At 68.3% G+C, this 17,617-nt stretch carries 16 protein-coding genes, 1 tRNA gene and 1 pseudogene; 4 read left to right on the top strand and 14 right to left on the bottom strand.

Annotated features, from left to right (window positions below):
• Positions 1-54: 54 nt before the first annotated feature.
• The 6 genes from ACU0DV_RS21250 to ACU0DV_RS21225 all read right to left on the bottom strand — a co-directional run bounded on the left by ACU0DV_RS21250 (position 55) and on the right by ACU0DV_RS21225 (position 5,034).
• Positions 55-1,248, bottom strand: coding sequence for a MerR family transcriptional regulator (locus tag ACU0DV_RS21250; protein ID WP_446241845.1), 1,194 nt, complete (start codon positions 1,246-1,248; stop codon positions 55-57).
• Positions 1,249-1,260: 12 nt separating this feature from the next.
• Entirely contained in the window at positions 1,261-1,563 is a 303-nt protein-coding gene (gene ihfA, locus ACU0DV_RS21245; RefSeq protein ID WP_005857850.1) for an integration host factor subunit alpha, read from the bottom strand.
• A 337-nt stretch (positions 1,564-1,900) separates the two neighbouring features.
• Positions 1,901-2,902 carry a beta-ketoacyl-ACP synthase III gene (locus ACU0DV_RS21240; RefSeq protein ID WP_446241846.1) on the bottom strand — a complete coding sequence of 334 codons (1,002 nt, stop codon included), beginning with the start codon at positions 2,900-2,902 and terminating at the stop codon, positions 1,901-1,903.
• A 1-nt stretch (position 2,903) separates the two neighbouring features.
• Complete coding sequence (plsX, locus tag ACU0DV_RS21235) at positions 2,904-4,034, bottom strand: phosphate acyltransferase PlsX (protein ID WP_100930420.1); 1,131 nt, start codon at positions 4,032-4,034, stop codon at positions 2,904-2,906.
• 25 nt (positions 4,035-4,059) lie between these two features.
• The gene (gene rpmF / locus ACU0DV_RS21230) at positions 4,060-4,266 is read right to left on the bottom strand and encodes a 50S ribosomal protein L32 (RefSeq protein ID WP_100930421.1); all 207 of its coding nucleotides are present in this window, start codon (positions 4,264-4,266) and stop codon (positions 4,060-4,062) included.
• Positions 4,267-4,455: 189 nt separating this feature from the next.
• A complete protein-coding gene (locus ACU0DV_RS21225; protein WP_446241847.1) occupies positions 4,456-5,034 on the bottom strand; it encodes a YceD family protein in 579 nt (192 codons plus the stop codon).
• A 90-nt stretch (positions 5,035-5,124) separates the two neighbouring features.
• Here ACU0DV_RS21225 and ACU0DV_RS21220 point away from each other — a divergent pair, with 90 nt between their 5' ends.
• From ACU0DV_RS21220 to ACU0DV_RS21210, 3 genes are all read left to right on the top strand, one after another.
• Complete coding sequence (locus tag ACU0DV_RS21220) at positions 5,125-5,583, top strand: outer membrane protein assembly factor BamE (RefSeq protein WP_100930423.1); 459 nt, start codon at positions 5,125-5,127, stop codon at positions 5,581-5,583.
• A gap of 97 nt (positions 5,584-5,680) precedes the next feature.
• Positions 5,681-6,412 (top strand): GNAT family N-acetyltransferase, encoded by a 732-nt coding sequence (locus ACU0DV_RS21215; protein WP_446241848.1) that lies wholly within the window; start codon positions 5,681-5,683, stop codon positions 6,410-6,412.
• Between the two features lie 250 nt (positions 6,413-6,662).
• The gene (locus ACU0DV_RS21210; RefSeq protein ID WP_446241849.1) at positions 6,663-8,495 is read left to right on the top strand and encodes an ABC-F family ATP-binding cassette domain-containing protein; all 1,833 of its coding nucleotides are present in this window, start codon (positions 6,663-6,665) and stop codon (positions 8,493-8,495) included.
• 92 nt (positions 8,496-8,587) lie between these two features.
• Here the strand turns inward: ACU0DV_RS21210 and ACU0DV_RS21205 are convergent, their stop codons facing one another.
• On the bottom strand, positions 8,588-9,676 hold the full coding sequence (locus ACU0DV_RS21205; protein WP_446241850.1) for an AbrB family transcriptional regulator: 1,089 nt from the start codon (positions 9,674-9,676) through the stop codon (positions 8,588-8,590).
• Positions 9,677-9,760: 84 nt separating this feature from the next.
• Here ACU0DV_RS21205 and ACU0DV_RS21200 point away from each other — a divergent pair, with 84 nt between their 5' ends.
• Positions 9,761-10,873, top strand: a complete 1,113-nt coding sequence (locus ACU0DV_RS21200) for an acetoin utilization protein AcuC (protein WP_446241851.1) — start codon at positions 9,761-9,763, stop codon at positions 10,871-10,873.
• Positions 10,874-10,933: 60 nt separating this feature from the next.
• On the opposite strand, the gene ACU0DV_RS21195 is transcribed toward ACU0DV_RS21200, so the two are convergent.
• The 7 genes and pseudogenes from ACU0DV_RS21195 to speB form a co-directional block, all read right to left on the bottom strand.
• A complete protein-coding gene (locus ACU0DV_RS21195; protein WP_446241865.1) occupies positions 10,934-11,470 on the bottom strand; it encodes a fasciclin domain-containing protein in 537 nt (178 codons plus the stop codon).
• Positions 11,471-11,524: 54 nt separating this feature from the next.
• Positions 11,525-12,088 (bottom strand): annotated as a pseudogene (locus ACU0DV_RS21190) (fasciclin domain-containing protein); the annotation flags it as partial.
• A 129-nt stretch (positions 12,089-12,217) separates the two neighbouring features.
• Positions 12,218-12,291: transfer RNA gene (locus ACU0DV_RS21185), tRNA-Gly, on the bottom strand.
• Between the two features lie 175 nt (positions 12,292-12,466).
• The gene (locus tag ACU0DV_RS21180) at positions 12,467-14,506 is read right to left on the bottom strand and encodes an ASKHA domain-containing protein (protein WP_446241852.1); all 2,040 of its coding nucleotides are present in this window, start codon (positions 14,504-14,506) and stop codon (positions 12,467-12,469) included.
• Positions 14,507-14,674: 168 nt separating this feature from the next.
• The gene (locus ACU0DV_RS21175) at positions 14,675-15,130 is read right to left on the bottom strand and encodes a DsrE family protein (RefSeq protein WP_100930430.1); all 456 of its coding nucleotides are present in this window, start codon (positions 15,128-15,130) and stop codon (positions 14,675-14,677) included.
• Between the two features lie 143 nt (positions 15,131-15,273).
• On the bottom strand, positions 15,274-16,422 hold the full coding sequence (locus tag ACU0DV_RS21170) for a CaiB/BaiF CoA transferase family protein (protein WP_446241853.1): 1,149 nt from the start codon (positions 16,420-16,422) through the stop codon (positions 15,274-15,276).
• Positions 16,423-16,602: 180 nt separating this feature from the next.
• Positions 16,603-17,547 (bottom strand): agmatinase, encoded by a 945-nt coding sequence (speB, locus tag ACU0DV_RS21165; protein ID WP_446241854.1) that lies wholly within the window; start codon positions 17,545-17,547, stop codon positions 16,603-16,605.
• Positions 17,548-17,617 lie beyond the last annotated feature (70 nt).

Genomic DNA, 17,617 nt, shown 5'->3' with positions numbered 1-17,617 from the left:
GCGGCAAGGGCAACCCCCCGCCGCAGCAATTTTCGGGGATTTCAAAGAGGCCGTTCAGGCGTCGTCGGGGGCGGCGCCGTTCAGACGGTCGAGCCGCTGTTGCAGCGCCGGCATCTGCGCGGCGATGGCCTGCGCCTTTTCGGGCGAGAGCGCCCTGAGCGCCGCAGCGCGGGCCAGCAGGCCGGGCCCGGCGGACGGGGGACCTGCGTCCTCGGGCTGGCCGAAGTCGGGCAGGTTGAGCGCGTTCGCGGCACGCGCGGGCGCCTCCGGGACGGCGATGTCCGGAATGGGGGCGGCGTCTGTATCGGTATCGGGCGCGGCGAAGTCGTCGTCTGCCTGTAGCACCTCGCTGTCCGTTGCGTCCTCCATGACATCCGCCGCCTCGGGGGCGGTGTCGAAAGGATCTTCGTCCGGTGTGGTCAAGTCGGGTTCGGTTCCCGTTGCCATGTCGTCGGGCGAGGGAATGCCCGCGTCCTGCGGCAGGTCGAAGGCGAAAGCGGTCTGCAGCGTGTCCTCTGCCGGGCGGGCCATCTCGTCGTCCTCCGTCACCGATTCTCCCGCATTCGTTGCGGTCATTTCGGTGTGCTCTCCCGTAGCGTCACTTGGCAAGGGCGCGGCAGAGGGCAGGGGCGCGGGCTGTGGCGCGAGGGAAACGGCGCTCTCCTCTGCCGCGGGCGCGGGTTCGAGCGCGGGCGGGGCGAGGGTGTCGTCTGACGTTTCGAACGGGGCGAGCGGTGGCAGGGAGGGCAGATCGTCGTCGGATTCGCCAACCTCCGGTTCGTCCTCCGGAGGCATCGCCGCCATCTGGTCGGGTTCCACCGGCGCCGGTTCGGGCGTGTCCTGAACGGCGGCCTGCGGTGCTTCCTGCTGAGGGTCCGCGGTCCGGCCGGGGAAGGCCACGATGCCGTCGTCGGTCTGTTCGACCTCGGCGTAGGGCGCGTCCTCGATCAGTTCGGCGTCGGTGTCGTCGTCGCCCACTTGGGGCGACAGGCCCGAGACATAGCGCACGCCCTGTTCGCGCAGCACCTTCTGGACGCCCTTGATGGTCAGCCCGTCCTCGTGCAGCAATTTCTTGATTCCGCCCAGCAATTCCATGTCGGCAGGGCGATAGTACCGACGCCCGCCTGCGCGTTTCACCGGTTTGACCTGGGTGAACTTGCTCTCCCAGAACCGCAGAACATGCGCAGGGGTCTCGAGCCACTCGGATACTTCCGAGATGGTGCGGAAGGCGTCAGGCGACTTGGACATCTTTTACGCGCCTCAGCGCTTGTTGCCCGCGGCCACGCGGTCTTTCATCAGGTGCGAGGGCCGGAAGGTCAGCACGCGGCGCGGCTGGATCGGCACTTCTTCACCTGTCTTGGGGTTGCGCCCCACACGCGCGGCCTTCTCGCGCACGGAAAACGTGCCGAAGGACGAAATCTTGACCTGCTCACCTTCGACGAGCGCGTCGGACATGTGTTGAAGCACCGCTTCGACCAGTTCCGCGCTTTCATTCCGCGACAAACCAACCTCGCGAAACACGGCTTCGCTCAGGTCCATACGCGTCAGGGTTTTTTCCCCCATACTCCATCCCTCCGCTGTCCTGTCGCAGCTTATGCCCGTGCCAAATCACAAGTCAATATCAATGGCTTGGAGAGGGGATTTTAGGTGTCATGCCAAGAGGGGGCGTTAACTTTTCGGGCAGGCTGGAAAAAGCGCCCGGCGGCGTGCGGCCTTGTGCTGCCGGGCCATGATCGCCGTAAGGAGCGGCTGCTTTGCGATCCCGAAGCCTCGGCGGTTGACCGCCCATCGGACGGTTGCAACGGCGGCGGGAGCGCCCTTCGCAGGCGGGACGATAGCAAGCCGGCGATGCGGCGGCAACGACGCCGCGGCGATCAGCGGATGATTTCGGTCCGGTGGACTACCAGCGCAGCACGACCGCGCCCCAGGCGAGGCCGCCGCCGATGGCCTCTGTCACCACGACATCGCCCTCGGCGATCTGGCCGCGGGCCCAGCCCACGGAAAGCGCCAGCGGGATCGACGCGGCGGAGGTGTTGCCGTGGTCCTGCACGGTGACGACCACGCGTTCCATGGGCAGGCCCAGCTTCTTGGCGGTGCCGGAGATGATGCGGATGTTGGCCTGATGGGGCACGACCCAGTCGACTTCGGACGAGGCCATGCCGATCTTGTCCATCGCGGTGTTCGCGGTGGAGGCCAGCTTTTCCACCGCATGCCGGAAGACTTCCTTGCCCGCCATGCGCAGGTGGCCGGTGGAGTTCGTGGCCACGCCGCCGTCGACGTAGAGGATGTCGCGGAACCGTCCGTCGGAGTTCAGGTCGCAGGACAGGATGCCCCGGTCGGCGTTGGTGCCTTCGCCTTCGCGCGCTTCGAGAATCAGCGCGCCGGCGCCATCGCCGAAAAGCACGCAGGTGGAGCGGTCGGTCCAGTCCATGATCCGGCTGAACGTCTCGGCCCCGATGACCAGCACGCGTTCGGCCTGGCCGGAAGTGATGAGTGCGTTGGCGTTGGCCAGCGCATAGATGAAGCCCGCGCAGACCGCCTGCACGTCGAAGGCAAAGCCCTTCGTCATGCCCAGTTCCGCCTGCACCATGGTGGCAGCGGAGGGGAAGGTCAGGTCGGCGGTGGAGGTCGCAAGGACGATGGCGTCGATGTCGTCGGCGGTGATGCCGGCGTCGGTCAGGGCGACACGGGCGGCCCGCGTGGCGAGGTCCGAGGTCGTCTGGCCGGGGGCCGCGATGTGACGGCGTTCGATGCCGGAGCGCGCCCGGATCCATTCGTCGGAGGTTTCGAGAACGATCGGTTCGGGGGTCAGCCCGGTCAGCCCGGTCTCGAATTCGGAGTTCTCCACGATTCGATCGGGAAGGTAGTGTCCGACCCCGATAACGGTCGCGCGTCGTGTCATTTCAGTTGATGTCCTTCTGCCCGGGCGCATCCTGCGACGCAGCGTCGCCAGACGCAACACCCGGCGGGTCGGTTTCATCGAGCACTGTGGCCACGCGGGCGGCGAGCCGCTCTCCGAAACCGGTTTCGGCCAGCTGGAACGCCAGCTTGACGGCGGCGGAGATGCCGGTGGCATCCGCCGAACCGTGCGATTTGACCACCGTGCCGTTCAGCCCGAGAAAGACGCCGCCGTTCACCCGCCGCGGGTCGATGCGCTTCTTGAGGCGGCTGAGCGAGGTCAGCGCCAGAAGCGATGCGATGCGGGAGAGGGGGGAATAGGCGAAGGCCTCCTTCAGGAGGTCGCCGATCAGCGAGGCGGTGCCTTCGCCGGTCTTCAGCGCGACGTTGCCGGTGAAGCCGTCGGTGACGATCACGTCGCAGCGGCGGCCGGGGATGTCGCCGCCCTCGACGAAACCCACGAAGTCGTAGCTGCCGCTGTCGGCGCTGGCGCGGATCAGGTCGTGGGCTTCCTTCAGCTCGGCGCGGCCCTTGTGCTCTTCGGTGCCGACGTTCAGCAGGCCGATGCGGGGGCGTTCGAGGTGAAGACCGTTGCGGGCGTAGGAGGCGCCCATCAGCGCGTATTGCAGCAGGTCCTGCGCGTCGGCGCGGATGTCCGCGCCCACGTCGAGCATCACGTTGAAGCCCTGCGGATTGCGCGAGGGCCAGAGGATCGCGATGGCGGGACGGTTCACGCCCGGCAGCTTGCGCAGGCGGATCATCGACAGCGCCATCAGCGCGCCGGTGTTCCCGCAGGAGACCGCCACGGTCGCATCGCCGTCGCGCACCGATTCGAGCGCGGACCACATGGACGTGCCCTTGCCATGGCGCATGACCTGGCTGGGCTTGTCGTCCATGCTGACCACGCCCTCGGCGTTCTTCAGCGTGACGCGTTCGGGCAGGCCCTTCTTCTTGGCGACGAGCTTTTCAAGCTCCGCCTCGGGGCCGTGCAGGATGAAGTGGATCTGTGGATTCTTGATCGCAGACGCGGCAATGCCGGCGACTACTGCCGCCGGTCCCCGGTCTCCGCCCATGGCGTCCACTGAAATCACGACGCGGTCCGCGCCCGTGGCCTTCCTGTCGTTCCGAGAGGTCATGCCGCGGAGCCCCGCCGTGCAGCAATCAAGCTGCGTCTTCGTCCAGGTCGATCTCGTCTGCCTGCGCGATCACTTCCCGTTCCGCGTAGTGGCCGCAGGACGGGCAGACGTGGTGCGGGCGCTTCAGCTCGCCGCAGTTGTCGCACTCGTTCGGGTTCGCGGCGGTCAGCGCATCGTGCGCGCGGCGGTTGTTGCGGCGCGACTTCGAAACCTTGTTCTGTTGGACAGCCATGTCTCAACCTTTCTCGAAGGGCAGGGATCTGCCTGCCGTGTGTCTCTTTGTGGTGGCGTCGCAGGGGGGTGGTTTCACCCCCGGTACGGCCCCGGTTCCTGGTCCTGATATGGCCCTGGTCAACTGGGTGCCTGCCATGCTCATGAGCGCGCGAAAATACGCAGGATCGCCCGAATGGCAAGCAGATTCTCAGCCTTCCCCGCCCGCATCGTCCATTTTTTTCTTCAGGTCGGCCAGACCGGCGAAAGGCCGAACATCGTCGTCGGTGATCGGCGTCACGCCGGGTTCGGCGAACTGGGCCTCGCCCAGCTCGACCCCTTCCTTGCGCGGATAGGGCGGGAGGGCAAGGGCAAGTTCCTCCTGCATGACGGAAGCGAGGTCGATCACCTCGCCCAGCGGTTCGAGGCTGTCGTCCTCCGGCACCTCGGTTTCGGAGCCGGCCTCGGGTTCCTCCAGCCAGCGGGCGGGCACGAAGCGGCGCAGCACGGTGGTGTCGATGCGGGTGGTCACCGGGTCGAGCGTGACGATGCAGGACTGCACGACGGTGGCGCCCAGCTTGGCCTCGAGCTGCCAGCCCTCCTTGCCGCGGGGCGTGAGGATGCCTTCGAAGCGCAGCTTGCGCACCGCCTGGATCCCCAGCGAGGTGGCGAGATCGGCGCGTGTCTCGGAGTCGGGTTCCAGGAGGAAGGGCGATTCACCGGACTGGCGCAGTTCCGTCACCCGAAGGCGCGTCCGGTCGGTGGGGCGGCGTGGGGCGGGTTGCGTCATGACGACAGGCTTTCCTGACCTTGCTTGGGGGGGTAAACTTGTCTAATCGGGATAAGAGTCTGCGGACGTCAATACAAGAGGGGCCGGAACATGTACGGCATCGGGACATCGCTGAAGTGGGCCGTTCTGGCGATTGCGCTGGTCGGCGCGGCCGGCTGCGAGACACGGTATCGCAACCACGGCTACGTGCCTTCGGAAGAGGTGCTCCAGCAGATCGTGCCCGGCGTGGACACCCGCGCGACGGTCGAGGACGTGGTCGGCGTGCCCAATGCCTCGGGCGTGCTGAACGACTCCGGTTTCTATTATATCCAGTCGGAAGTGAAGCATTTCGCCTGGCAGCGCCCCACGGTGACGGAGCGCGAGATCGTCGCGATCACCTTCGACCAGGCGGGCGTGGTCGACAACATCGTGACCTACGGGCTGGAGGACGGCCGCGTGGTGCCGCTGACCAAGCGCGTGACACAGACGTCCGATGGCGACATCAGCTTCATCCGCAAGCTCTTTGGCAACATCGGCGGGATCAACCTGGGTGACGTGCTGGGCGGGTGATCCGGACCGCCGGGAGACCGGCGGCACGCACCCCTGTCATGACGCCGCATTGCCCCGTGACCGCGGGGCGGCGGACGGTCATGCCGAAGAACGCCCCATGATCCTCTTGTCCCGCGGACGCTATGCCGCCCGGCTGGCCGCCGGGCCCGCCGACGTGGCCGCGGCGCAGGCGTTGCGCGGGCGGGCCTTCCTTGGGGGCGCGCGGCCGGACATCGACGCCTTCGACGCCATCTGCGATCACGTTCTGGTCGAGGACCTGAGGAGCGGACGGCTGGTCTGCTGCTTCCGTTTCCTGCGCCTGGGCAGCGGGGCGGAGATCGGGCGCAGCTATGCCGCACAGTATTATGACCTGTCCCGGCTGGAGGCCTTCGACGGGGCGATGGTCGAGATGGGCCGCTTCTGCGTCGATCCGGAGGTGCACGACCCCGATGTGCTGCGCCTGGCCTGGGGAGCGATGACCGCCTACGTGGACGGGCAGGGGGTGGAGTTGCTGTTCGGCTGCGCCTCCTTCGCGGGGACGGATGCGCATGTCTATTCCGATGCCTTCGCCATGCTGAAGGCGCGGCACCTTGCGCCCGCGCGCTGGCTGCCGCGGGTGAAGGCGGGGGACGTCTACCCGTTTGCCCAGCGGCTGCGGCGCAAGCCCGATGCCCGCAAAGGGCTGCTGCGGATGCCGCCGCTGCTGCGGACCTACCTGCTGATGGGCGGCTGGGTGTCGGATCACGCGGTCGTGGATCGGCAGATGAACACGCTGCACGTCTTTACCGGGGTGGAGATCGCGCTTATCCCCGCCGCGCGCAAACGCCTGCTGCGGGCCGTGGCCGGGTAGCGGGGGCCCTGCATCGGGCGGAGTATGGTGTCGCGCCATGGCCTGAAGGTCGGGCGGCGCAGAGCCCCGCCCTACATCGGGTGTCCACCAGCGGATGGGGCGCGCGATGACCGGCGGGTCGGCGGCACACCCCGGCGATGCCGGCAGCGCGTTGCGAGGACGGCGTTTCGGGGCGGGTGCCGTTGCCGCGACCGGGCCGGGACGTGCGAGGGCGCTTGACGGCGCGGGCGGGCGGGCATAGCTCGCGCCCATGGTTGCACCGCTTCTCCAGCTTTCAGACGTGTCGCTCACCTTCGGTGGTGAGCCGGTCTTCGACGCCCTGTCCCTCAACGTCCAGCCGGGCGACCGCGTCGCCCTCGTGGGGCGGAACGGGTCGGGCAAATCCACGCTCCTGAAGGTCATGGCCGGGCTGGTCGAACCCGACCGGGGCGAGCGGGTGGTGCCGGTCGGCACCTCCGTCGGCTACATGGAGCAGGACCCGGACCTGTCGGGCTTCGAGACGCTGGGCGAGTTCGCGGCCTCCACCCTGCAGGCGTCGGAGATGTACCGCGTCGAGCGCGCCTCCGAAGGGCTGAAGTTCGATCCGGACCGGCCGGTGGCGACTGCCTCGGGCGGGGAGCGGCGGCGCGCGGCGCTGGCCAAGCTGATGGCCGAGGAGCCGGAGCTGATGCTGCTGGACGAGCCGACCAACCACCTTGATATCGAGGCGATCCAGTGGCTGGAGGACGAGCTGAAGGCGACCCGCCGGGCGTTTGTGCTGATCTCTCACGACCGGCGGTTCCTGACCGAGCTGACGCGCGCGACGCTGTGGATCGACCGCGGCGCCGTGCGGCGGCAGGAGCAGGGCTTTGCCGCCTTCGAGACATGGCGCGACAAGATCTGGGAAGAAGAGGACACCGCCCGCCACAAGCTGGACCGCAAGATCAAGTCGGAGGCGCGGTGGGCGGTCGAGGGCATCAGTGCCCGGCGGACGCGGAACATGGGCCGGGTGCGCCGCCTGCAGGACATGCGCGCCGAACGCTCGGGCCAGATCCGGCGGCAGGGGACGGCGGCGATGGACCTCGCCTCTGGCCCCAAGTCCGGCAAGAAGGTGATCGAGGCGGCGGGCGTCAGCCATGCCTTCGGCGACAAGGCGATCGTGAAGGGGTTCGACCTCAAGGTGCAGCGCGGCGACCGCGTGGCCTTTGTCGGGCCGAACGGCGTGGGCAAGACCACCCTGATCCGCATCCTGATGGGAGAGATCGCGCCGGACGAGGGCACGGTGTCGCTGGGCACGAACCTTGTGCCGGCGGTCTTCGACCAGACACGCTCGCAGCTCGACCCGGAGAAGTCGCTGTGGGATTCGCTGACCACCGACAAGGACATGCGGGTCTCGGGCTCGTCGGACCAGGTGATGGTGCGCGGCGCGCCGAAGCATGTGGTGGGCTACCTCAAGGAGTTCCTGTTCGACGAACGGCAGGCGCGGGCGAAGGTCGCGTCGCTGTCGGGGGGCGAGAAGGCGCGGCTGCTGCTGGCGAAGCTGATGGCGCGGGAATCGAACCTTCTGGTGCTGGACGAACCGACCAACGACCTCGACGTGGAGACGCTGGACCTGCTGCAGGAGATCCTCGACGACTACGACGGCACGGTGATCCTCATCTCGCACGACCGGGATTTCCTCGACCGTGTCGCGACGACGACGGTGGCGATGGAGGGCGGCGGCCGGGCCGTGGTCTATGCGGGCGGCTGGTCGGACTACCAGACGCAGAAGCGCGAGGCCGAAGGCGGCGGACGCGAGAAGGCGAAGAAGAAGGGTGGCGGCGGAGAGACGTCGCAGCCCGCGCAATCCGCGCAGCCGTCGAAACCGGCAGAGAAACCGGCGCTGAGCTTTACCGAGAAGCACCGGCTGGAGGAACTGCCCGGGGTGATCGACCGGCTGGGGGCGGAGATCGCCAAGCTGGAGGAATTCCTCGCCGCGCCGGACCTGTTCACCAAGGAGCCGCTGAAGTTCAAGAAGGCGACGGAGGCGCTGGTGGAGCGCCAGCAGACCCTGGCCGCCTCGGAAGAGGAATGGCTGGAACTGATGGAGAAGGCGGAGGGCTGACGCGGCCCTTTGCCTTTGCGGGTGTGTTTTGACGGGTCCTGTCTGTCCGGGACGGCAGGGGCACCCGACCGGATGTTATGACGGGTCGCGTGCTAGAAGCGCGGCGGGCGAAGCCCCATGACACGGGCGGCCAGCGGCATTTCCACCACCGTGATCAGGATGCGCACGACGTGGTGCAGGCTGACCAGTGCCGGGTTCGCGGCGAGCGAGAGCGCGACCACCGACATCTCGGCCACGCCGCCCGGCGCGAAGGAGATGAAGAGGTGCAGGAAGGCGATGCCGGTCAGCCGCTCCAGCACGATGGCGAAGGTCATGCCCAGCAGCAGCATGTAGGACACGGACAGTGCGGCCAGCCAGAGCGAGCGGCGCAGGAGGCCCGCGTCCACGCCCTTGAACCGCATCCCGAGGCTGACGCCGATCACCAGCTGTGCCGTGGCGATCAGCCAGAACGGCAGGTGCAGGTCCAGAACGCCGGTGACGGTGGCTGCGGCGGCCAGCAGGAGCGGCCCGGTCAGCTGTGCCGCGGGCAGGCGGATGCGCCGTCCCACCCACAGGCCCAGCACCGCGGTGATCGCGATCAGCACCAGCGCCAGGGGCGTCACCGGCGGCTTGTCCCCGCCGATGGTCAGCCCGGCGGCGCTGCCCACCGGGTGCCCGATCCACAGCGACAGCCCCACCGGCAAAAGCGTGATGACAAGGATGATCCGCAGGAACTGCTGCACCGTCAGGATGCGCGTGTCGGCGCCCGCGGCCTCGCCCATGAAGATGCTCTCCATCAGCCCGCCCGGGGTGCCGGAGAAGAGGGCCGTGGACCTGTCGTAGCCGCCGATGCGGTGGAAGATGGCCATGTTGCCCGCGTGGGCCGCCACGACGAAGAGGACCAGCGCCGAAAGGGTGATCGGCAGCTCTCCGGCCAGCGACAGCAGGTCCGGCGTCACCTGCGTGCCGATCATCACGCCGATCAGCGCGACGAAGAAGGTGCGGAAGTCCATCGGGAAGTCGTAGTCGGAGAGCGACACGGGCTGTACCAGCCGCACGGTCACGCCCGCGGCCAGAAGCGCGCCGAACATCCACGGCATCGGCCAGCGCACCCAGTAGGCCAGAAGTCCGCCGATGGCTCCGATGGCCAGCATCATCGCGGTTTGCAGGACGACTCGGAGCGTTATCTTGGGAAGGTGCATGGTCTTCCGGATACACCCGGGGGCCGGGAGGGGCAATTGGCTGCCCGACTTTTCCTTTGCACCTCAGAGGGGTAGAGCAGACGCATGACAGGGGCACGTTTCATCACCTCGCGGATCTACCGCGGCTCGGTCTATGGGGCGCGGCATCCGCTTTCGATCCAGCGGGTGCCTGCGGTGACCGATCTGGCGGCGGCGCTGGGGTGGCTGGGGGCCGGGCGGATGCTGACCTCGCCCTGTGCGAAACCCGCCGCGCTGACCGGGTTCCACACGCCCCGCTACGTCGCGGCGCTGATGGCGGCGGAGGCGGCGCAGCAGGTGTCGGGCGAGGTGCGCGACCGCCACGGACTGGGCACGCTGTCGAACCCGGTCTTTGCCGAGATGTACCGCCGTCCCGCGACGGCGGTGGGCGGCGGGCTGCTGGCGGCGGAGCTGGTGGCCGGGGGTGGTGTCGTCCACAACCCGGGCGGCGGGCAGCATCACGCCATGCCGGACCGGGCAGAGGGGTTCTGTTTTCTCAACGAGCCGGTGCTGACCATCCGCAGGCTGCTGGCCATGGGGCTGGAGCGCGTGGCCTATGTCGACATCGACGCGCATCACGGCGACGGGGTGGAGGCGGCCTTTGCCGGGTCGGAGCGGGTGCGCACGATCTCTGTCCACGAGGCGCGTCGCTGGCCCTTCACCGGTGCGCTGGGGGACCGGGCGGGCGGGGCGGCCTTCAACCTGCCGGTGGGGCGCGGGTTCAACGATACGGAGTTCGCGCTGGTGCTGGAAGAGGTGATCCTGCCCGCCGTGGCCGGTTTCCGGCCCGACGCGATCTTCCTGCAATGCGGGGCGGATGCGCTGGCGGAGGACCCGCTGGCGCGGCTGGCGCTGTCGAACCGCGCGCATGTGGCGACGGCGCTGGCCTTGCGGGCGCTTTCGCCGCGGCTGATCGTCTCGGGCGGGGGCGGTTACAACCCGTGGAGCACGGCGCGGTGCTGGACGGCGGTCTGGGGCGCACTGGCGGGGGAAGAGGCGCCGGAACGGTTGCCGGATGCGGCAGAGCGTGTGCTGCGCGGCCTTGTCTGGCACCGGAAGGGCGTCCCGGAGGAGGCGCTGCTGACCACGCTGGTCGACGCGCCGCGCGAAGGGGCTGTGCGGGACGATGTGCGGTCGGACGTGGCGGTGCTGAAGGCGCGCCTGCGGGCTGTGGTCTGACGTGAGACGGCCCGCGCCGGGGTGGACGCGGGCCGTGCCGTTCTGCCGTGGAGGAGGGGGTTACCGCGGCAGAAGAACGCCTTCGATGACGTGGATCACGCCGTTCGACTGGTTCACGTCGGACTGCGTGATCTTGTAGGCGTCGCCGTTCTCGTCGAAGATGAAGATGTTGCCGGAGGACGTCACCTTGGCCGAGAGCGCGTCGCCGGACACCGCGTTGAAGTGGTAGAAGCCGTCACGCTGCGACCGTGCCGCCTCGCGGATCGACTGGGCCGACCAGTTGCCCGCCACCACATGCGCGGTCAGGATCTTGGTGAGCTGGTCCTTGTTCGCAGGCTCCAGGAGCGTCTCGACGGTGCCGTCGGGCAGCTTCTCGAAGGCGGCGTTGGTCGGCGCGAAGACGGTGAAGGGGCCTTCGCCGCTCAGCGTGTCCACGAGGTCGGCGGCCTTCACCGCGGCGACGAGCGTGGTGTGATCGGCGGAGTTCACCGCGTTCTCGACGATGGTCTTCGACGGGTACATCGGGGCGCCGCCGACCATCGGCACATCGGCCTCGGCGGTCGTGGAGGCGTCCGTGGCCATGCCGTCGCCTGCCATCGCGGTCTGGGCCGGGGCCGATTCCGTCATGCCCTGATCGGTGCTTTCCTCGGCGGCGGGCAGCATCACGGTGTCGATGACGTGGATCACGCCGTTCGACTGCTGCACATCGGCGATGGTCACGGTGGCGACGTTACCCTGTTCGTCGGTCAGTGTGATCATGTCGCCGTCCATCTTCGCCTGCAGCGTGCAGCCGCCCAGCGTGGCGACCGGGTGGGTACCGCCGTCATCGGCGATCATCCCGGCGATGGCGTCGGACATGGCGTTCGCGCCGACCACGTGGCAGGTCAGCACCTTGGTGAGCTGGTCCTTGTTCTCGGGCATCAGCAGCGTCTCGACGGTGCCGTCGGGCAGCTTGTCGAAGGCGGCATTGGTGGGGGCGAAGACGGTGAAGGGGCCTTCGCCGCTCAGCGTCTCCACAAGGCCCGCCGCCTGCACCGCCGCAACGAGCGTGGTGTGGTCGGCAGAGTTCACCGCGTTCTCGACGATGGTCTTGTCGGCGAACATGGCGGCGCCGCCGACCATCGGGTTTTCCATGGCGTGGCTGGCGGCGAGGGCCGGGCCGGCCAGCACGAGGGCAAGCGCGGTGGCGGCAGCAGAAGTGTAAAGGCGTTTCATGAAGGTCCTCCTCCTTGGGACAGCGGCATCCAGTGCGCCGCGATGTCAAAGCCACGGAGGAAGGGGGACGAGGGTTTCGCGCGGTCACGCTTCTGTGACTTACGTTACGTCCGGTGCGTGGGAGGAGGCTGGAGCGGGTAGCGGGAATCGAACCCGCGCGTTCAGCTTGGGAAGCTGACAGGCTACCATTACATCATACCCGCCGCGACGGATTGGCTATCGCAACTCCCCGAAGGGATCAAGCCAAATCGGTGTCGGCTGACGCTGTCGGCGCGGCCTTCTGGGGGCCGGGCGGATGCGGGGGTTTGCCGCCTGCCCGGGTGGCCTGATCGGCAGGGCAGGCTGGTCGTTTAAAGGCCACCCGCCCATGCCGGTGGATCAGCTGCGCCGCCGACGGCGACCGCCGCCGGATCCGTCCCCGCCCACGTTGAAGGAGACCTGCGGCAGGGTCACGACCTTCTTCAGTTCCGGGAAGGGGTCGGTGGCATGCGGGATCGCGTTCGCGGCGACGAAATGTTCCTGGAAGCGCGGCTCGATGGCGGTTTCGACCTTGGTGATGCGGCGCACGGTCGTCTCGATCTCGCGACGGGCCTTGAGCGAGCAGAGCGCGATGCGCGCGCCGGTTCCGGCGGCGTTGCCCGCAGAGGTCACCTTGTCGAGCGGCACGTCCGGGATCATCCCCAGCACCATGGCGTGTTTCGGCGAGATATGCGCGCCGAAGGCCCCGGCCAGCACCACGCGGTCGACCTGGTCGACGCCGCGCGTGTCCATCAGGAGCCGTGCGCCCGCATAGAGCGCCGACTTGGCAAGCTGGATTGCGCGGATGTCGCCCTGGGTCACGGTGATCTTCGGTCCGCCCTCGGCGGTGCCGTCGTAGATCAGGTATTCATGGGTGCGGCCCGCGGGCAGGGAGCGTCCGGTGCCGGTGGCCTCGGCAGAGCCGATGAGGCCGGAGGGGTCCAGCAGCCCGGCCATGCGCATCTCGGCCACCGCCTCGATGATGCCGGAGCCGCAGATGCCGGTGATGCCGGTCTGTGCCGTGGCCTCGGCAAAGCCGTCCTCGTCGGACCAGAGGTCGCAGCCGATGACGCGGAAGCGCGGCTCCTTGGTGTCCGGGTCGATGCGGATCGCCTCGATCGCGCCGGGTGCAGCGCGCTGGCCGGAGGAGATCTGCGCGCCTTCGAAAGCGGGGCCTGTGGGCGAGGAACAGGCCAGCGTGCGGGAGGTGTCGCCCAGCAGGATTTCGGCGTTGGTGCCCACGTCGACGATCAGGGCGAGGTCCTCGGACTTGCCCGGCTGCTCGGCCAGCGCCACGGCGGCGGCGTCGGCGCCCACGTGCCCGGCGATGCAGGGCAGGATGTAGATCCGCGCGGATGCGGGCAGGGCGGTCAGGCCCAGTTCCACCGCCGAGAGGTGCAGCGCGTCGGAGGTGGCCAGCGCGAAGGGCGCCTGTCCCAGTTCCACCGGGTCGATGCCCAGCAGCAGGTGGTGCATCACCGGGTTGCAGACGAAGACGGTTTCCAGGATCGACCCGGTGTCGATCTCCGCCTCCTTCGCGATGTCGGTGGTCAGCGTGTCGATGGCCTCGCGCACGGCGGCGGTCATCTCGCGTTCGCCGCCGGGGTTCATCATCGCGTAGGAGACGCGCGACATCAGGTCCTCGCCGAAGCGGATCTGCGGATTCATGATGCCCGCCGAAGTGACCACAGCCCCGGTGTCGAGGTTCGTCAGATGCGCGGCGATGGTGGTGGAGCCGAGGTCGATGGCCAGCCCGAAGATCCCCGCTTCGTGCAGGCCGGGCCAGAGGGCGATCAGCCGGGGGCGGGCTTCGGCATGGGTGCGGTGCAGCGCGACCGTCACCTTCCAGTCGCCTTTGCGCAGGACCTTCTGCAGGACGGGCAGGATCTTTGGGTCGACCTCCAGATCGGCGATCTCCCACTGTGCGAAGAGCGCCTTGGCCAGCCGCTGCTGGTCGCCGGTTGGGTCGTGCATGTCTGGCTCTGCCACCTCGACGTAGAAGAGGCGGGTGGCCGGGTCCATCTCGATCACGCGGTCGGCGGCGGCCTTGCGGACCACCTGCCGGTGCACCTGGCTTTCGGGCGGCACGTCGATGACCACGTCGGACTGCACGGTGGCCTGGCAACCGAGGCGACGCCCGGTCTTCAGCCCGCGCACGCGGTCATAGCGTTCCTCGACCGCGTTCCATTCGGACAGCGCATCCTGTGCGACATGCACGCCATGTTTGGAAAAGTCGCCATACGAGGGCGTGATCTGGCACTTGGAGCAGATGCCGCGCCCGCCGCAGACCGAATCGAGATCGACCCCCAGTTGCCGTGCCGCGGTCAGCACGGGCGTGCCCACCGGGAAACGGCCGCGTTTGCCCGAAGGGGTGAAGATCACGAGGGGGTCCTGGGCCATGGTCGCTCCGCGTACAGTCTGGGTCCGTCGTCGCGGAACATAACGGCTGCGCGCGCGAGCGAAAGGCCGGATCGCGGCATGGGGCGGCGGGATTGCGGCGGAAGGGGCCGGAAATGCGAACGGCGGCGCCCCGCAAGGCCCCGCCGTTTCCCGTCACCGGCCGAGGCGTCAGGGTTTGATGTAGGTGTATCCCATCGCCTGGAGGCGAGAGAGTTCGGCCACGCCGGAGGGGACGATGTCCTCTTCCCAGACGTCGTAGAGGTCGTCGCCGTAGTTGATGTTGCGGCCTTCGAGGGTGTTGTTGCAGACGTGGAAAGCGACGTTCTGGCTTTTCAGAGAGCCGATGGCGGTCTGCAGGCGGTCGTCCTTCTTGGCGTTCATCACGAGGCCCACGCCATTGCCGTGCATCACCACGACCACCTCGAGGTTCCCGGCGCCCACCGCGTTGATGTGGTTCTGGATGTTGCGCATCGCGCCCATGTAGCCCTTGCTGTCCTCGCCGCCGTCTTCGTTGATGTGGTAGACGACCTTCTGGGTGCCGTAGCGTTCGTTTGCCATCGCGGGCTGCGCCAGAACGAAAATGCCGAATGTCAGCGCAAAAAGCGCCCTTGCCATAAGTCTCATTGGTTTTCCTCCCTTGGCGGGGGGCGTCCTCCTGCCCCCGTGCCGGTCCAGAGCCGCTGCTGGCTCTCGTAACATCATTTACGAATGTATGAATAAGTCAACGGTTTCGAGCCCGGATCGCGGGATGCGAAGGGCAGGCAGGGTCAGGATTGCTCCAGCCAGCGCAGGATTTCGCCGCGGTTTCCGTCGAGATCCGGCGCCGGGCTGCGCGAGGTCGGATCGGGCGCGTCGGTCATCTTGATCGGGTTGCCCGCGGCCTTGAAGGCCTGCCGCCCGTTCTTGTCGAGCACGTCGACCACCATGTTGCGCGCCAGGATCTGCGGGTCCTTCAGGACCTGGTCGACGGTCTGGATCGGGCCGGTGGGAATGCCCGCCGCCGTCAGCTTGGCGATCCAGTGGGCGCGGGTGTTCTCGAGCGTCACCGCCTCGATCAGCCGTTTCAGCAGGCGCGCGTTCTGGCAGCGCGCGGGGTTGGTGGCAAAGCGTTCGTCGTCGGAGATCGGAAGGTTCAGTGCGATGCAGAGCCGTTCGAACAGCCGGTCGTTCCCGGCGGCGATCACGAACAGACCGTCGGAGGCGTGGAAGGTCTCGAACGGGGTGATCGAGGGATGGCGGGCGCCGGAGGGGCCGGGCGCCTTGCCGGTGACGGTGGTCAGCGCGACGGCGTGTTCGAGGATCGCAAGCTGGCTGTCGAGCATCGCCACGTCGATCTTGCGGCCCTTGCCGGTGCGTTCGCGGTCCAGCAGCGCGGCGAGGATGCCCTGCGTCAGGAACATGCCCGCCACGATATCGCCGATGGAGGCGCCGACGCGCACCGGCTCGCGGTCCTTCTCGCCGGTGATCGACATGACGCCGCCGCGCGCCTGAACGACCATGTCGTAGGCCGGGCGCTTGGAATCCGGGCCGGTGTGGCCGAAGCCGGAGACCGCGCCGTAGACCAGCCGGGGGTAGGCGGCGTGCAGGGTTTCCCAGCCGTAGCCCAGCCGTTCCATCACGCCGGGGCGGTAATTCTCGACGATCACGTCGGCGCGCGGCAGGAGCTTTTCGAAGATCGCGCGGTCGTTGTCTTCCTTGAGGTTGAGCGCGATGGACTTCTTGCCGTGGTTGATCGCGGCGAAATAGGCGGACTTGCCGTCCTTGAAGGGCGGGAAGGTGCGGGTGTCGTCGCCGGACTCGGGCGGCTCCACCTTGATGACGGTGGCGCCCATGTCGGCCATCGTCACGGTGCAGAAAGGCCCCGCCAGGACATGCGTCAGGTCGAGGATCGTATAGCCTTTGAGTGGGGCGGTCATTGTCGTGCCTCCGGATGTCTGCTGCTCGGGTGCCAGCAAACCGCGACGGGGCCGTGACGGCAAGGGGTTTTGCCGCCGGGTCGCTGCGACGCGGCGGAGGATGGCTGATCTTTCCGCTGCAGGCATGGCGCGCGCCGCGACGGGCGCGCGCATTTGTCCCGGTGCGGGGGGCGGTGCCGCTCAGCCCTTCGCGAAGATGAAGCCGAGGAGGTTCAGCAGCACCTGCGCCGCGAGGATCGAGGTGGAGCCGGTGGGATCGTAGTCCGGCGCGACCTCCACCAGGTCGATGCCCACGACCTTGTGGGTGCGCGCCACCTGCTGGAGGATTTCCAGCACGTCATAGTAGAGGAAACCGCCATGGCTGGGCGTGCCCGTTCCCGGCGCGATCGACGGGCAGAAGGCGTCGATGTCGATGGTGATGTAGACCGGCACGCCGTCGGGGATGCGGGCGGCTGTCGCCTCCGGCCCGAGCCTGCGCACCTGCCGCACCGACAGGATGTCCGAGCCCCGGGCGCGGGCATCCTCGTACCCCTCGCGCGCGGTGGAGGACACGTTGCGGATGCCCAGCTGCGTCAGCCCGCTGACCCAGGGTTTTTCCGAGGCGCGGCGCATCGGGTTGCCGTGGCCGCGCGTCACGCCGTGGCGGACATCGACGAAATCGAGGTGGGCGTCGATCTGCAGGACGTGGAAGGGGGTGTGGCCCTCGTAGGCCTCGATGCAGGGGATGTTGATCGAATGGTCGCCGCCGATGGTGACGGGCAGGGTGCCTGCCTTCAGCGCGGCCTCCACGCCCTTGCGGATGTTGGCGTGGCTGGTTTCCGTGTCGGTGTGGACGATGTCGGCGTCGCCCATGTCCACGATCCGCACCCCTTCGAGATAGGTGATGTCGTCCTCGTGGTCGTAGGCGCCCGCATGGCCGAAGCTGAACAGGGTCGAGGCCTCGCGCACCCCGCGCGGGCCGAAGCGGGCACCGGCGCGCCACTGCGTGCCTGCGTCGAAGGGCGCGCCGAGCACCGCCACATCGGCGTCGAGCGCGCTCCAGTCCGGCTGGTAGGGGCTGCGGGCAAAGGTGCAGATGCCGGTGAAGGGCAGGTTCAGGCGGCCGGATTCGTAACCATGTGTCATGCGGGATCTCCTTCGTCGCGCGACCCTGCAACGGCGGCAGGGGGCGGGCAAGCGGGATCGGGCCGAGGAC

The sequence above is a fragment of the Sagittula sp. genome (genome assembly GCF_052825245.1).
Note: the sequence above shows the minus strand (reverse complement) of the source record. Positions and strands in the feature narration are given on the sequence as shown.

Bases quoted from the DNA above. Each gene is read 5' to 3' on its own strand.
- ACU0DV_RS21250 (WP_446241845.1), bottom strand. From the start codon at position 1,248: ATGTCCAAGTCGCCTGACGCCTTCCGCACCATCTCGGAAGTATCCGAG.
- ihfA (WP_005857850.1), bottom strand. From the start codon at position 1,563: ATGGGGGAAAAAACCCTGACGCGTATGGACCTGAGCGAAGCCGTGTTT.
- ACU0DV_RS21240 (WP_446241846.1), bottom strand. From the start codon at position 2,902: ATGACACGACGCGCGACCGTTATCGGGGTCGGACACTACCTTCCCGAT.
- plsX (WP_100930420.1), bottom strand. From the start codon at position 4,034: ATGACCTCTCGGAACGACAGGAAGGCCACGGGCGCGGACCGCGTCGTG.
- rpmF (WP_100930421.1), bottom strand. From the start codon at position 4,266: ATGGCTGTCCAACAGAACAAGGTTTCGAAGTCGCGCCGCAACAACCGC.
- ACU0DV_RS21225 (WP_446241847.1), bottom strand. From the start codon at position 5,034: ATGACGCAACCCGCCCCACGCCGCCCCACCGACCGGACGCGCCTTCGG.
- ACU0DV_RS21220 (WP_100930423.1), top strand. From the start codon at position 5,125: ATGTACGGCATCGGGACATCGCTGAAGTGGGCCGTTCTGGCGATTGCG.
- ACU0DV_RS21215 (WP_446241848.1), top strand. From the start codon at position 5,681: ATGATCCTCTTGTCCCGCGGACGCTATGCCGCCCGGCTGGCCGCCGGG.
- ACU0DV_RS21210 (WP_446241849.1), top strand. From the start codon at position 6,663: ATGGTTGCACCGCTTCTCCAGCTTTCAGACGTGTCGCTCACCTTCGGT.
- ACU0DV_RS21205 (WP_446241850.1), bottom strand. From the start codon at position 9,676: ATGCACCTTCCCAAGATAACGCTCCGAGTCGTCCTGCAAACCGCGATG.
- ACU0DV_RS21200 (WP_446241851.1), top strand. From the start codon at position 9,761: ATGACAGGGGCACGTTTCATCACCTCGCGGATCTACCGCGGCTCGGTC.
- ACU0DV_RS21195 (WP_446241865.1), bottom strand. From the start codon at position 11,470: ATGGCAGGCGACGGCATGGCCACGGACGCCTCCACGACCGCCGAGGCC.
- ACU0DV_RS21180 (WP_446241852.1), bottom strand. From the start codon at position 14,506: ATGGCCCAGGACCCCCTCGTGATCTTCACCCCTTCGGGCAAACGCGGC.
- ACU0DV_RS21175 (WP_100930430.1), bottom strand. From the start codon at position 15,130: ATGAGACTTATGGCAAGGGCGCTTTTTGCGCTGACATTCGGCATTTTC.
- ACU0DV_RS21170 (WP_446241853.1), bottom strand. From the start codon at position 16,422: ATGACCGCCCCACTCAAAGGCTATACGATCCTCGACCTGACGCATGTC.
- speB (WP_446241854.1), bottom strand. From the start codon at position 17,547: ATGACACATGGTTACGAATCCGGCCGCCTGAACCTGCCCTTCACCGGC.